The sequence below is a fragment of the Microbacterium sp. W4I4 genome, from assembly GCF_030816235.1.
Classification (GTDB): domain Bacteria; phylum Actinomycetota; class Actinomycetes; order Actinomycetales; family Microbacteriaceae; genus Microbacterium.
The window spans coordinates 1,870,928-1,884,285 of the sequence record NZ_JAUSXT010000001.1 but is presented as its reverse complement, the minus strand read 5'-3'; the positions used below and the strand labels follow the sequence as shown (position 1 = coordinate 1,884,285).

The following is a 13,358-nucleotide window of genomic DNA, read 5'->3' as shown; positions in this document are numbered from 1 at the left end:
GCGGCGCTCGTGGCGTCACCCGTCCGCTAGCATCGACGGATGACTCGAAGTGGCCGACTGGGCGTCGGCATCATCGGCGCCGGACGGGTCGGACCGGTCATCGGTGCCGCGCTCGCCGGAGCGGGGCACGCCATCACCGGCATCACCTCGGGCTCGGACGACGACCGTTCCGCGGCGGTGCTGCCCGGGGCGGTCGTGCTCGACGCGCTGGAGATCGTGCGCCGCAGTGAACTGGTGGTGATCGCCGTGCCGCACGACGAGCTGCCGGGGCTCGTCGCCGGCATCGCCGAGGCCGGCGGATGGCAGATGGGGCAGCTCGTGCTGCACACCGACCCGGGACACGGCATCGACGTGCTGCGCCCGGCCGCCGAACAGGGCGCGATCCCGCTGGCCGTGCACCCGGCGATCTCGTTCAGCGGCACGACCATGGATCTGCGTCAGCTGCAGGCGGCGTACGCCGGGGTCACGGCGCCCGCCGCCGTGCTGCCGATCGCTCAGGCACTGGCCGTGGAGATGGGCTGCGAGCCGGTCGTCATCGCCGAGCAGGACCGGGCAGCCTACGGGGAGGCCATCGCCACGGCATCCGAGTTCTCCCGTGCCATCGTCGGCCAGGCCACCTCGCTGCTGCGCGGCGTCGGCGTGGACAACCCCGGCGGATACCTCTCCGCGCTGGTGCAGTCCACCGTCGAGCAGGCCCTGCGCGAAGCATCCGGACCGCTGGATCCGCCGATCGCCCTCTGAACGCGGTGGGACGCGTCGCGTGGGGCTGGATCAGAAACGTATCCGCAGAGCGATCCGGGGATACGTTTCTGATCCACGTTGCGCGGCGAGGATGCGTTTCTGATCCACGTCGGCGAGTGCCGGGCGGCTCAGCGGCCTCCGGAGAACCCGCCGCCTCCGCCGCCACCCGAGAAGCCGCCGCCCGTGGATCCGCCGCCCGAAGAGCTGGAAGGGCTGTAGGTCGCGGCGGTCTGCATCGAGGTCGAGTACGTGGACAGGCGCGTGCCGATCGACGCGCCCGCGGCGACGTCGATCCATCCGGGGCTGCCGCCCGCCGTCGAGTACGCGGTCTCGAGCGCGGCGGTCCAGCTCTTCTCCTGGCCGAGCAGCATCGCGTACGGGAGCAGCTTCTCGTACAGGTGCACGATGTCCACGGTGCCGTCGCTGCGTCGCTCCGCACCCTGGTACGACTGCAGCATCTTCAGCCGGTCGGCTTCGGCGACGCGGATGAACTCTTTCATGCCGAGCAGGTACTCGTAGCGCTCCGCCCCGGCAGGGGTGAGGACCGTGTGCTTGGAGAAGGCCACGAACGCCGTGATGGCCACCGCCGTGGTCGCGAAGATCACCGCGACGATCGACAGGGGCAGCAGATCGCGGTCCTTCGTCGCCGACCACACCACGAACACCACCGTCAGAGCGACCAGCGCCACGGCGGCCCAGCCGAACGCCATGGCGCCGCGACTGCGCTCCTCGGTCAACCAGTCGCGCCGCTTGGCCTCCGCGCGGCCCTTGCGCACCAGCTTGTCCATGCGCTTGGCGAACTTCGTACTGGAGCGGGGGATGCGGCGCACGGTCAGGTCGCCAGGGAACACGGCGTCGATCAGTGCGGCATCCAGCGGATCGCGTGCCGCGGAGCGGTCCATGAGTCGCAGGGCCGGCCGCTTCTTGCCTCCCTGCTCGAGGATCTCCTCCTCCAGCCGCACGGCGCCCTGCACCGCGAGGTGCACCATCTGCGCGGGGATGGGGTTCGGCGCACCGGGCATGAGCGGAGCTGCGAGCAGCGGGGGGCAGATCGGCGGGCACATCGAACTGCGCGACGATGATGCCGGACGCGACGCGGCGGCGACGCTTGAGCCCCGCGACCGACGCCCAGGAGCCGACGGCGAGGCCGACCGCCCCCAGCCCGGCGAGGGCGGGTCCGAAGTCCGCCACCGGGTCCGCTGAGCGCGCCGCCGGCTGGGCGACCGTGCCGGCAGCGAAGCCGATGGCGAGGGTCACGCCGTCTCCGGCGACGCGCGTGCCGGACTTCACGGTGAACGTCGCGCCCTCGGCATCCGTCTGCGGCCCGTCGATGGTGCACGCAAGCCGCTCCCCGGCCTGACCGTAGTAGCAGGCGGCGTCTCCGGTGAGGGCATCGGACAGGTCGGGGGAGAAGTCGATCGAGGCGCGGAAGCGGTCGATCTTCTGCGTGCTGTTCAGCGGGAGGAGGTTCCAGTAGAACTCGTCGTTCTTCGTCTGGGAGCCGTGGATCATGAAGTCGCGCATGGCCGATTCGATGACGTAGGTGGTCGGACCGTGCACGTAGTCGTCATCGCCGGTCAGCACGAGCAGCATGCCGTCCTCGTGCTCGGTCTCGTAGGGCACGTCGTGACCCTCGGCATCCTTCACCGAGAGGATCTCGAGGCCCAGACCTGCACCCTCGTAGCGTTCCGGGTAGCCGCGGATGATGCCCTTGTTCTGATCGAACTCCGGGAACTCGGCGACCACCGTCTCGGTCACGTGCGCCTGCGCACGCCCGTCGGCGTCGAGCGAGATCTCGTACTGCGAGTCCCACGACGAGTACGAGAAGTCGTTCACGTCGGCGCTCGCCGCGGATGCGGGCAGCAGCACGGCGGCGGCCGAGGCTGCGGCCAGCGCGAGAACCGACAGGATGCGTCGTCGAGCGTGCGGTGCGGTGGGGGAAGGTCGCATGCCATCGAGGCTAACCCGGGCCGCTCGGCGCTCATGCGTGCGCCGGTAGACTGAATGCGACTTTCTTCAAGGAGCTCCCACACATGACTGACGCGTCTGCGCCGATCCCCTCGTCCGACCCTGCCGGCCAGGAGGAGGAGGACGTCTTCGAGCAGAAGGCCGTGCGTCTCGCGAAGCGGGAGAAGCTGATCGCGAACCGGACGGATGCCGGTGGCGGCGCCTTCCCGGTGGGCGTGCCCGTCACGCACACGATACCCGCGCTGCGCGCGCAGTACGGCGAGCTCGAGGCCGGAGCCGAGACCGGCGAGATGGTCGGCATCGCCGGCCGGGTCGTGTTCAGCCGCAACACCGGCAAGCTCTGTTTCGCCACGCTGCAGGCCGGCGACGGGTCGCGCATCCAGGCGATGGTCTCGCTGGCCAACGTCGGCGAGGAGTCGCTGGCGGGCTGGAAGGAGCTCGTCGACCTGGGCGACCACGTCTTCGTGCACGGCGAGGTCATCTCCAGCCGCCGCGGTGAGCTGTCTGTCATGGCCGATTCTTGGCAGATCGCCTCGAAGGCGATCCTGCCGCTGCCGAACGCGTACTCGGAGCTGAACGAGGAGACGCGCGTGCGGAGCCGCTTCCTCGACCTGATCGTGCGCGATCAGGCCCGCACCACCGTGCGCGCCCGCGCCGCCGTGAACGCCAGCCTGCGCGCCACGTTCACCGGCCACGAGTACCTCGAGGTCGAGACGCCGATGCTGCAGGTGCAGCACGGCGGAGCATCCGCACGTCCCTTCATCACCCACTCGAACGCGTTCGACACGGAGCTGTACCTGCGCATCGCGCCGGAGCTGTACCTGAAGCGCGCGGTCGTGGGCGGCATCGAGCGCGTCTACGAGATCAACCGCAACTTCCGCAACGAGGGCGCCGATTCCACGCACTCGCCCGAGTTCGCGATGCTCGAGGCCTACCAGGCGTACGGCGACTACGACCAGATGGCCCGGCTCACCCAGGAGCTCGTGCAGAACGCCGCGATCGCCGTCGCCGGCTCCACCACGGTCACCTGGGCCGACGGAACCGAGTACGACCTCGGTGGCGAGTGGGACCGCGTCTCGATGTACGAGTCGCTGTCGGCGGCGTCCGGACGCACGGTCACCCCGGACGACGCGGTGGAGGATCTCATCGCGTTCGCCGAGACCAACGGCGTGGATGTCCCCCCGCACGCCACCCACGGCAAGCTCGTCGAGGAGCTTTGGGAGCACTTCGTGAAGGGCGACCTCGTGCGCCCCACCTTCGTGATGGACTTCCCCGTCGACACGTCGCCGCTCGTGCGCGAGCACCGCTCGATCGCCGGCGTCGTGGAGAAATGGGATCTGTACATCCGCGGCTTCGAGCTGGCCACCGGCTACTCCGAGCTGGTCGACCCGGTCATCCAGCGCGAGCGCTTCGTCGAACAGGCGAAGCTCGCCGCCGGTGGTGACCTGGAGGCCATGCGCGTGGACGAGGAGTTCCTGCGGGCCCTCGAGCACGGCATGCCGCCGTCCGGGGGCATGGGTATGGGCATCGACCGTCTGCTGATGGCCATCACCGGCCTCGGCATCCGCGAGACCATCCTGTTCCCGCTGGTCAAGTAGGCGCACCGCTCACCCGCGCTGCAGCGCCCACTCCGGAAGGAGCGCGGCGGACAGCATCGTCGAGATCAGCGATGCCATGCTGTGCTTCGGATCGATCTCGAGCGCCCGGTCGATGTACTTCCCGGCGTGCGACGAGCGTCCCAGAGCCCACGCGAGCCATCCTGCGGCGGTGAGCGCGCCGACCTGCGCGTGCCGGGGTGCTCGGGATGCCGCGGCGCGCACCACCTGCAGCGCGCAGCCGAGCCGGTCGGCGTCGGGGCGCGGGCCCCGCCCCAGGAAGATCTCGCCGACGGCATCCGGGATTCCCCCGCCCGATGCGGAGAACTCGAGCTGCGCGTCCAGAGCGCGTTCGCCGAACGCCAGATCGGTCGCCCACTGCACCAGGATCGCGTCGCGCAGCACCGGCCGGTTCAGACACCACAGCAGGGCCGCGCAGTCATAGGGGTCGTCGCCGCTCGGCGCGTCGAGCAGCTCCTCCGCGAAGGCCGGCAGGTCATCGAGCAGCATGCAAGCCACGGACAGGGCGAACGGGCTGTCCGTGGCGGTTATCCGGCCGCTGCCCAGGCGATGCCGCTCGAGCAGGTCATCGATCTCGTGCAGGGCGCGTCCGACCCGCTCGCGGTCGACGAGGTCGCCGGCCGGCAGTTCGGCGCCGGACTCCTGATCGCCGCTGACGTCGCCGATCCCCGCGATGTCCGGGGTATCCGGGATCTCCTCCAGACTTCGCACGACCGGGTCCTCGTCGAGATAGTCGCCCCAGCCTTGGGCGGTCACGCACAGCGCGTCGACGATGCGCAGCCCGGCATCGGCGGCGACGTCCAGCAGCGCCTCGATCAGGGTGAGTCGGGGCAGCAGGATGCCGTCGGGGACGGACTGCGGCGCCTCGTCGGTGTAGACGACGGCGGCGACCCCGTCGACGCCGCTGACCTGCAGCAGAGCGCGCAGGGCGACCTCGGCGAAGTCGTCGGCATCGGTCTGCGGATCGGGCAGGTCGATGCGCATTGCACCGGAGGCGCGCGTGCCGTGAAACGGCAGCATGACGATGCTCTGCCGAGGAGTGAAGCCGGCCAGGGCCGGGACGATGCCGAGAAGCTCGGCGGGTTCTGTGGTGCGGATGATCGTGTTCATGCAGGGAGCCTGCCCGCGCGCACCGACCCTCGAGGGGGCGGATCCCAGGAATTGTGAAGAGGTCGTCCGAAACCCCCATCCGTGCAGGGACATCGTCGCCGGACGATTGACAGGCTGCACGGCGTACGATGGACCCGTGGACAACTTCTGGGTCGCGGCGGCATGGTCGATTCTGCCGACCATCGTGGTGAGCGGGATCTTCGTGATCGTGCTGCGCGGCATCCTGCGCTTCGATCGCACCGAACGCAAGGTGCATGCCCGCATCGAGGCCGAGGAGCGCGCCGCGCGCGGTCTTCCCCCCAAGTCGCTCTGACCAGCACAGTCGCTCTGACGCCCGCGGCTCGCGTGAGATCGCGCGGTTGCACTCGAAGTCGGCGCCTGCGGCTACGCTGAACCCAGTCGAACGGGCGGGGGTGTGATGTTCAACGTCGACAACTGGCCCTGGTGGCTGGTGCTGGTCTATGTCGTCATCGACATCAGCCTGAGGATCTTCGCCGTCATCGTGGTGCCGCGAAACCGCCGCCCCACCTCGGCGATGGCCTGGCTGCTCGCGATCTTCATCATCCCGATCGTCGGAATCCTGATCTTCCTGCTGATCGGAAATCCCAAGCTGCCCCGCGCTCGCCGCCGCAAACAGGACCAGATCAACGCGTACATCGCGAAGACGGCGCAGGGCCTGTACCTGGGCTCGCTGCGGCCGAACCCGCCGCGCTGGTTCCCTCCGCTGGTGAAGATGAACGACGCGCTGGGCGCCCCGCCGCAGTCCGGCGACAACGACGCTCACCTCATCAGCGACTACCAGGAATCCCTGGATGCCATGGCCGAGGCCATCCGCGGCGCCCAGGACTACGCGCACATCGAGTTCTACATCCTGCAGTCCGACACGTCCACCGAGAACTTCTTCCGGGCGATGGAGGAGACCGCTGCGCGCGGCATCCCGGTGCGCGTGCTGCTGGACTACTGGGCGAATCGCTGGAAGCCGAAGTACCGCGAGACCGTGCGGCGCCTCGATGCGATGGGGGCCGACTGGCATCTCATGCTGCCCGTGCAGCCATTCAAGGGCCGCATCCAACGACCCGACCTGCGCAACCACCGCAAACTGCTCGTCGTCGACGGCCGTGTGGGGTTCCTCGGCTCGCAGAACATCACAGACTCCTCGTACAACCTGCCCAAGAACATCCGTCAGGGTCTGCACTGGGTCGACCTGATGGTGCGGGTGAACGGCCCCGTCGTCGCGAGCCTGAACGCGATTTTCCTCTCTGATTATTACGCCGAGACCGACCGGGTCCCGGAGAGCGTCGACATCACGCGCGTCGAGTTCGGCGACGGCGACCTGGACTGCCAGATCGTGCCCTCGGGCCCGGGATTCGAAGCCGAGAACAACCTGCGTCTGTTCTTGGGACTGCTGTATGCGGCCAAGAAGCGGATCATGATCGTCAGTCCGTACTTCGTGCCGGACGAGGCGCTGCTGCTGGCCGTGACGGCGGCGGTGGATCGGGGCGTCGAGGTGGAGCTGTTCGTCTCGGAGCAGGGTGACCAGGCCATGGTCTATCACGCGCAGCGCAGCTATTACGAGGTGCTGCTGCGCGCCGGCGTGCGCATCTGGTTCTATCCCAAGCCTTACATCCTGCACACCAAGAGCCTCACGATCGACGACGAGGTCGCCGTCATCGGCTCGAGCAACATGGACATGCGCTCCTTCGGTCTGAACATGGAGGTGTCGATGCTCGTGCGCGGTGAGGAGTTCGTCACCGAGATGCGCATCGTCGAGGACGAGTACCGCTCGCTCAGCCGTGAGCTCACGCTGGCGGAGTGGGAGAAGCAGCCGCTGCGCTCCAACATCCTCGACAACCTCGCGCGGCTCACCTCTGCCCTGCAGTGATCCGGACAAGGGCTTTGAGACGTTCGGTTCTCCCGCGACACTAGGGAGTATGAGCCTCTCTCGACTGCGCCCGATCCCGTCCGTCTTCGCGCTCGCCGCGGTCGCGCTGCTGGCCGCCGGATGCGGGACGGGTCCGGCCTCCCCCGCGCCGACCAGCACGGCGGGTTCGCCATCGAGCACCCCAGGATCGGATGCGGGGTCGTCGACGTTCGACCGCACCGCGAGTGACATCGAAGCGGCCTGGCTCGATGACGGACGGGTCATCGGAATCGTCACGTGGGGATCCTCGAGTTGCCGTCCGCATGTCGCGGACGTGAAGGCGGACGGTCAGACGGTCGCCGTCACGCTGGCCGATCCCGATGAGATGGCCTGCACCGACGACCTCGGTCCGCGCGCGGTTGCGGCGATGCTTCCGGAGGGCGTCGACGTCACGAAGGATATCGACCTGCGCGTGACATACGGCGACGTCGAGGCCGACGCCGACCTCGACGGTCTGGATGCCGCACCGCAGGGCCCCGGCGAGCAGCAGCCGTCGGCCGGATGGTTCGACGACGACGGCATCGTGCTGCTCACCTACGGCTCCAGCTCGTGCCCGCCGGTCGTGCAGGAGCTCGCGATGACGGATTCCGGTGCCAAGGTGACTTTCAATGGATTCGAGACCGCGGATCGCGTGTGCACGATGGACTTCGCCCCGCGCGCCACGGTGATCACGCTGCTCGAGGACCACGATGACGACGCGCCCTTCACGCTGACCCTCGTCGGCGACAACCTCGACGCCGAGGTGCCGGTCCTCGGCTGACGCGGACCCTCAGAGCCCGTCTGTTTGTGTCTTACGCAGGTAGTTCGGGCTCAGAACGTGCATAAGGCACAAACAGACGGGCTGTCAGAAGCGCGAGACGTCGTGGCCGGCGGGCAGCGCGAGGGTCAGCCCGCCCTGCTGGATGCGGCACAGCATCCGCACCGCCGTGCCGAGTTCATCGCCGTCGAGCTCGATCGAGGTCGGCGCGACCATCGCCGCCTCGGCGCTTCCTCCGCGCAGATAGCGGATCGATGCGTTCCGGCCGCGTCGTTCGAGCACCCGCCGCCCGGCTCGCGTGCGCCGCAGCACCGAGTTGTCCCACCAGATCTTGCGCCAGATGCCCATCCAGCCGAGCGGCCCGGTCGGCTGGATGACCGCGATGTCCATCATCCCGTCATCCAGCGACGCATCGGGCATCAGGGCGATTCCCGCCGGCAGGATGCCGCAGTTGGCGAACAGCATGCTGTGCACCTTGGTGGAGTGCAGCCGGCCGTCGTCGAGCTGGTAGACGACCCGGAACGGCTTCGCGCCGGGCAGCGAGCGCGCGGCGCCGTCCAGATACGCCATCCAGCCCACGGACTTCTTCAGATCGGGGCGGGTGTTGGCGATCATGTCCGCGTCCAGGCCCATCCCGGCGAGCACCACGAAGCCGTGCTCGCTCTGTGATCCGTCCTCGCGGGTCAGCATCGCCCAGCCGATGTCCACGGGGTGCGTGAAGCCGAGGAACACGGCCTCCATGACCTTCCCCGGATTCAGCAGCGGAAGCCCGAGGTTGCGGGCGAAGAGGTTGCCCGTGCCGCCGGGGACGATGGCGAACGGGATGCCGGTGCCGGCCATCGCCTCGGACACCGAGCGCACGGTTCCATCGCCGCCGGCCGCGAGCACGGCGGAGGCTCCGTCGGCGAGGGCGGTGCGCGTGATCTCCTGGCCGGGGTCCTCGATGCTGGTCTCGTAGAACCGCGGCGGAGCCCACCCGTGCTTCTTCGACAGGGTCCGCAGGATCGAACGCAGCCGCTCCGCGTCGACCTTGACCGGGTTGAGCACGAGCGCCGCGTGCGCGTGCTGCGTCCCGGATGCCGACATGCCGCAACTCTACGGCCGAACGGCGCTGCCGAGCGGCGCCGCCGTCACGGGCGCCGGTTCGCGGGTCACGGATGGCCGTCTCAGGCGCGCGGATGCGGCCATTCGCGCCCTGCGAGGGCCGCCGGGTCGGCGATCGTAGCGCGGGTGCCGCTCGGTAGACTTGCACAATGATCGATCTCGCCCTTCTCCGTGATGAGCCCGAGCTCGTCCGACGCTCACAGATCGCGCGCGGGAACGCGCCCGAAACCGTCGACGCGGCGATCGAGTCCGATCGATCGCGCCGCGACGCGCTGAACGCCTTCGAATCGCTGCGGGCCGAGCAGAACGCCTTCGGCAAGACTGTCGCGAAGGCGCCCAAGGACGAGAAGGCCGCGCTCGTCGCGCAGGCCAAGACTCTGGCCGACAGCGTCAAGGCAGCGCAGCAGGCGTCGAACGAGGCGGCGGATGCTGCGGCATCCGCTCTCGCGAAGATCGAGAACGTCATCATCGACGGCGTGCCGGCCGGCGGCGAGGCGGACTTCGTCGAGCTGCGCCGCGTCGGCGACGTGCCGACCTATGACTTCACTCCGCGCGATCACCTGGAGCTCGGCGAGATGCTGGGCGCCATCGACATGGAGCGCGGCGCGAAGGTGTCGGGAGCGCGGTTCTACTTCCTGAAGGGCATCGGTGCGCGTCTGGAGATCGCGCTGATGAACCTCGCACTCGACAAGGCGCTGCAGAACGGCTTCACGCCGATGATCGTGCCGACCCTCGTGCGGCCCGAGATCATGCAGGGCACCGGGTTCCTCGGCGAGCACGCCGACGAGGTCTACCACCTCGACAAGGAGGACCTGTACCTGGTCGGCACCAGCGAGGTTCCTCTCGCCGGCTACCACAAGGACGAGATCCTCGACCTGGCCGAGGGGCCGCTGCGCTACGCGGGATGGTCGACCTGCTACCGCAGCGAGGCGGGCTCGTACGGCAAGGACACCCGCGGCATCATCCGCGTGCACCAGTTCAACAAGCTCGAGATGTTCGTCTACACGACCCCCGAGGACGCCGAGGCGGAACACGATCGTCTCGTCGCCCTGCAGGAGGAGATGCTGACCGCGCTGGGGCTGTCGTACCGCGTGATCGACGTCGCCGCAGGCGACCTCGGCTCCAGCGCCGCCCGCAAGTTCGACATCGAGGCGTGGGTGCCCACTCAGGGCGCGTTCCGCGAGCTGACCTCGACCTCGAACTGCACCACCTACCAGGCGCGCCGGCTGGACATGCGCTACCGCCCTTCGGCCGGCTCAGGGACCCAGGAGGGCGCCCCGAGCAAGACGACGCCGGTCGCGACGCTGAATGGCACCCTCGCCACCACCCGCTGGATCGTGGCCATCCTCGAGACGCACCAGCAGGCCGACGGATCCGTCACGGTTCCCGAGGTGCTGCGGCCGTATCTCGGCGGTCTGGACGTGCTGCGGCCGCTGGGCTGGACCGCCCCGTCGGAGGAGACCGGCGAAGCACAGGCAGCGGAGTGACCCGCCGCGGCCTCGTCGGCCTGGACATCGACGGCACGATCCTGCTGCAGGACGAGACGCTGAGCCCTGGCGTCGTCGAGGCCGTGGCAGAGGTGCGGGATGCCGGTTTCGAGGTGATGCTCGCGACGGGCCGAAGCTGGATGGGAACCCGCCGTTACGTCGAGGAACTCGATCTGGTCGCCGACTTCGTCGTGTGCTCGAACGGCGCGGTCGTGATGCGCCGCGATGGAGACGGCTGGGAGCGGTGGATGGTCGAGGTCTTCGACCCGTCGCCCGTGCTGTCCCTGCTGCGTGATCGACTCCCCGAGGCACGGTACATGGTGGAGCTCGGCTCCGGCCAGCGGCTGTACACGGCGGTGCTCGACGACTGGACGCTCGACGACGGTCGGCAGGTCGGCTTCGACGAGCTCGGGTCGCAGCCGGTGTCGCGCGTGGTCGTGGTCTCGCCGAACCACGACGAGGAGGACTTCCACCGCCTGGTCGCCGAGGCCGGGCTGAACGAGGTCTCCTACGCGATCGGCTGGACGGCGTGGCTCGACATCGCACCGCTGGGCGTTGACAAGGGCACCGCGCTCGAGCGGGTGCGCGTCGAACTCGGCATCCCGGGCGATCGGGTGTTCGTCGCCGGTGACGGGCGCAACGACATCGGGATGTTCGGCTGGGCGCTCGCCGGAGGCGGACGGGCCGTGGCGATGGGGCAGGCTCCCGACGAGGTCAAGATCGCCGCGGGCGAGGAGACCGGAGTCGTCGACGACGGCGGGCTCGCCGTGGCGCTGCGCACCCTGCTCTGAACGCGAGCGCATCGATCGCGGCGCGCATCCGACGCGGACATCCGTAGATACACGGATGTGCGGAGGCACGTCGCGGATCTACAGTCTGCGTAGTCCGCTGTACCCGCACGGATGTCATCACCCGGCTCTCCTCACGGACACCGGGACGCCTTGGGAGCGAACATGGTCGCTGGGGACGTCGAGCAGGTCAAACCGCGCTTCACCGCCGCGCTCCGGCATCGCGACCTGCGGCTGCTCGTCGTCGCGTTCATCATCGACGGCGGCGCGTCCTGGGCGTACAGCGTCATTCTCATCGCGTACGTCTTCGAACGCACCCACTCGGCCGGCTGGATCACCGCGCTGGTCACGGTGCGCTGGGTGGTCGGCGTGCTGTGCGGGGGATACGCCGGCGTGCTGGCCGACCGCTACGACCGGCGCGTGGTGCTCGCGGTCAGCGCCTGGATCGCGGCAGTGGTCACCGTCGGGATCGCCGCGATCGTCTGGGTCGAGGCACCGTTGTGGCTGCTGCTGGTGGGGGTGGCGATGCTCACGGCGGTGTGCACCCCGATGCGCCCGGCATCCGGGGCGCTGATCCCCGAGGTCGTGCCCGAGTCGGACCTCATCGCCGCGAACGCGCTCTTCGCCCTGTTGGAGGGCGTCATCGTCGTGATCGGCCCGGGGATCGGCGGACTGATGCTGCTGATCGGCGCACCCGCGTACGGCGTGCTGATCAACACCGTGAGCTTCGTCGCCGCAGGACTGCTGTACCAGCGTCTGCGAGTGCGCTCCAAGGGCAGCGCCGAGGCCGGCGGTGGAGCATTCAGCCAGTGGGTCTCGGGGGTGCGGACGCTCGCCGGGCACCACAAGGCGCTCGTGCTCACCATCTTCCTGATCCTCGACTCGGCGGCGGCGAATTCGGCGAACGTGCTCATGCCGCCATTGGCGCAGCACCTGGGCAGCGACGAGATCGGGTACGCCATGCTGCTGGCGGCGAACGCCCTGGGCAGTGTCATCGTGGCAGGCATCGCGCAGCGGCTCGCCACGTCGAAGCGGCTGGCCGCGCTGATCACTGCGGCGATCTTCATCCAGTGCGTGCCGCTCTGGCTGAGCGTCTTCGCCGGATCGGTGGTGGGAGCGCTGGGCCTGCAGGTGATCTCGGGCGTGGGCATGGTCATCGTCGACGTGATCGCCTTCAGCACCCTGCAGCGCGACCTGCCGCGTGACGTGCTCGGACGCGTGCTGGGGACGCTCGACGTGCTGATCCTCGCCAGCGCGGTACTGGCATCGGTGCTGGCGAGCGTCCTGTTCGCGCAGTTCGGTCTCGGCTGGGCCTTCGGCATCATCGGATTGGGATTCCCGATCCTCGGGCTGCTCGGGCTCCCCGTGCTGCTCCGCCTCGATGCCGATGTCGCGCAGCGGGCCGCGCGACTCGAGCCCCTCACACGCACGCTCGACCAGCTCGACCTGTTCGCCGGCGCACCGCGCAGCCTCATCGAGCATCTCGCCGAGAGTGCGGAGGAGCGGCTTGTCCCCGCGGGTACGCTGCTCATCACCCAGGGCGACCCTTCGGATGCCCTGTGGGTGCTCGAGGACGGCATCCTGGCTGTCAGTGCCGTCCGTGCCGATGGACTGGCGGTGGAGCTTCCCGACGTCGACGCGCCCGGGTACGTCGGCGAGCTCGGGCTGCTGGATCGGACCGTGCGCTCGGCCACGGTCATCACGAAGTCGGACTGCCGACTCCTGCGCATCTCCGGTGACGAGTTCGCGGCGGCGCTGGAGGCATCGACACCGTCGCCTTCCATGCTCGGACGGGCCGGGGTGCGCATGTCGCGCACCTCTCCGGCACTCCCGCCTGCCGAGCCCGCGGCCGATCCCGCCCAGTAG

Annotated in this window: 12 protein-coding genes and 1 pseudogene; 9 read left to right on the top strand and 4 right to left on the bottom strand. The window is 69.2% G+C overall.

The features are described 5' to 3' along the window. The first annotated feature begins 39 nt into the window (after positions 1–39). The gene (locus QF046_RS08930) at positions 40–741 is read left to right on the top strand and encodes a DUF2520 domain-containing protein (RefSeq protein ID WP_307368700.1); all 702 of its coding nucleotides are present in this window, start codon (positions 40–42) and stop codon (positions 739–741) included. Positions 742–869: 128 nt separating this feature from the next. Here the strand turns inward: QF046_RS08930 and QF046_RS08925 are convergent, their stop codons facing one another. Continuing rightward, positions 870–1,763 (bottom strand): hypothetical protein, encoded by an 894-nt coding sequence (locus tag QF046_RS08925; protein ID WP_373425681.1) that lies wholly within the window; start codon positions 1,761–1,763, stop codon positions 870–872. An 86-nt stretch (positions 1,764–1,849) separates the two neighbouring features. Between QF046_RS08925 and QF046_RS08920 the strand changes: the two genes are divergently transcribed. Beyond that, the gene (locus QF046_RS08920) at positions 1,850–2,101 is read left to right on the top strand and encodes a hypothetical protein (RefSeq protein ID WP_307368694.1); all 252 of its coding nucleotides are present in this window, start codon (positions 1,850–1,852) and stop codon (positions 2,099–2,101) included. Here QF046_RS08920 and QF046_RS18305 read toward each other — a convergent pair. Next, positions 2,038–2,691 (bottom strand): annotated as a pseudogene (locus tag QF046_RS18305) (DUF2207 domain-containing protein); the annotation flags it as partial. The gene QF046_RS08920 and the pseudogene QF046_RS18305 sit on opposite strands and share 64 nt — an antisense overlap. Before the next feature lie 83 nt (positions 2,692–2,774). On the opposite strand from QF046_RS18305, the gene lysS reads away from it, so the two are divergent. After that, the gene (gene lysS / locus QF046_RS08910; protein WP_307368688.1) at positions 2,775–4,307 is read left to right on the top strand and encodes a lysine--tRNA ligase; all 1,533 of its coding nucleotides are present in this window, start codon (positions 2,775–2,777) and stop codon (positions 4,305–4,307) included. Between the two features lie 9 nt (positions 4,308–4,316). Here the strand turns inward: lysS and QF046_RS08905 are convergent, their stop codons facing one another. Further along, positions 4,317–5,435, bottom strand: coding sequence for a DUF4192 domain-containing protein (locus tag QF046_RS08905; RefSeq protein WP_307368685.1), 1,119 nt, complete (start codon positions 5,433–5,435; stop codon positions 4,317–4,319). Positions 5,436–5,571: 136 nt separating this feature from the next. Here QF046_RS08905 and QF046_RS08900 point away from each other — a divergent pair, with 136 nt between their 5' ends. The 3 genes from QF046_RS08900 (at position 5,572) to QF046_RS08890 (ending at position 8,116) form a co-directional block, all read left to right on the top strand. Further along, positions 5,572–5,748, top strand: coding sequence for a hypothetical protein (locus QF046_RS08900; protein ID WP_307368681.1), 177 nt, complete (start codon positions 5,572–5,574; stop codon positions 5,746–5,748). Positions 5,749–5,853: 105 nt separating this feature from the next. Continuing rightward, positions 5,854–7,317, top strand: coding sequence for a cardiolipin synthase (gene cls, locus QF046_RS08895; RefSeq protein ID WP_307372789.1), 1,464 nt, complete (start codon positions 5,854–5,856; stop codon positions 7,315–7,317). A gap of 49 nt (positions 7,318–7,366) precedes the next feature. Then, positions 7,367–8,116, top strand: a complete 750-nt coding sequence (locus tag QF046_RS08890) for a hypothetical protein (RefSeq protein ID WP_307368679.1) — start codon at positions 7,367–7,369, stop codon at positions 8,114–8,116. Positions 8,117–8,200: 84 nt separating this feature from the next. Here QF046_RS08890 and QF046_RS08885 read toward each other — a convergent pair whose 3' ends face one another. Next, positions 8,201–9,199 carry a diacylglycerol kinase family protein gene (locus tag QF046_RS08885; RefSeq protein WP_307368676.1) on the bottom strand — a complete coding sequence of 333 codons (999 nt, stop codon included), beginning with the start codon at positions 9,197–9,199 and terminating at the stop codon, positions 8,201–8,203. Positions 9,200–9,366: 167 nt separating this feature from the next. On the opposite strand from QF046_RS08885, the gene serS reads away from it, so the two are divergent. The 3 genes from serS (at position 9,367) to QF046_RS08870 (ending at position 13,358) form a co-directional block, all read left to right on the top strand. After that, positions 9,367–10,704 (top strand): serine--tRNA ligase, encoded by a 1,338-nt coding sequence (gene serS, locus QF046_RS08880; protein ID WP_307368673.1) that lies wholly within the window; start codon positions 9,367–9,369, stop codon positions 10,702–10,704. Next, the gene (locus tag QF046_RS08875) at positions 10,701–11,495 is read left to right on the top strand and encodes an HAD family hydrolase (RefSeq protein ID WP_307368669.1); all 795 of its coding nucleotides are present in this window, start codon (positions 10,701–10,703) and stop codon (positions 11,493–11,495) included. The genes serS and QF046_RS08875 overlap by 4 nt, the downstream gene beginning before the upstream one ends. A 162-nt stretch (positions 11,496–11,657) precedes the next feature. Next, positions 11,658–13,358, top strand: coding sequence for an MFS transporter (locus tag QF046_RS08870; RefSeq protein WP_307368666.1), 1,701 nt, complete (start codon positions 11,658–11,660; stop codon positions 13,356–13,358).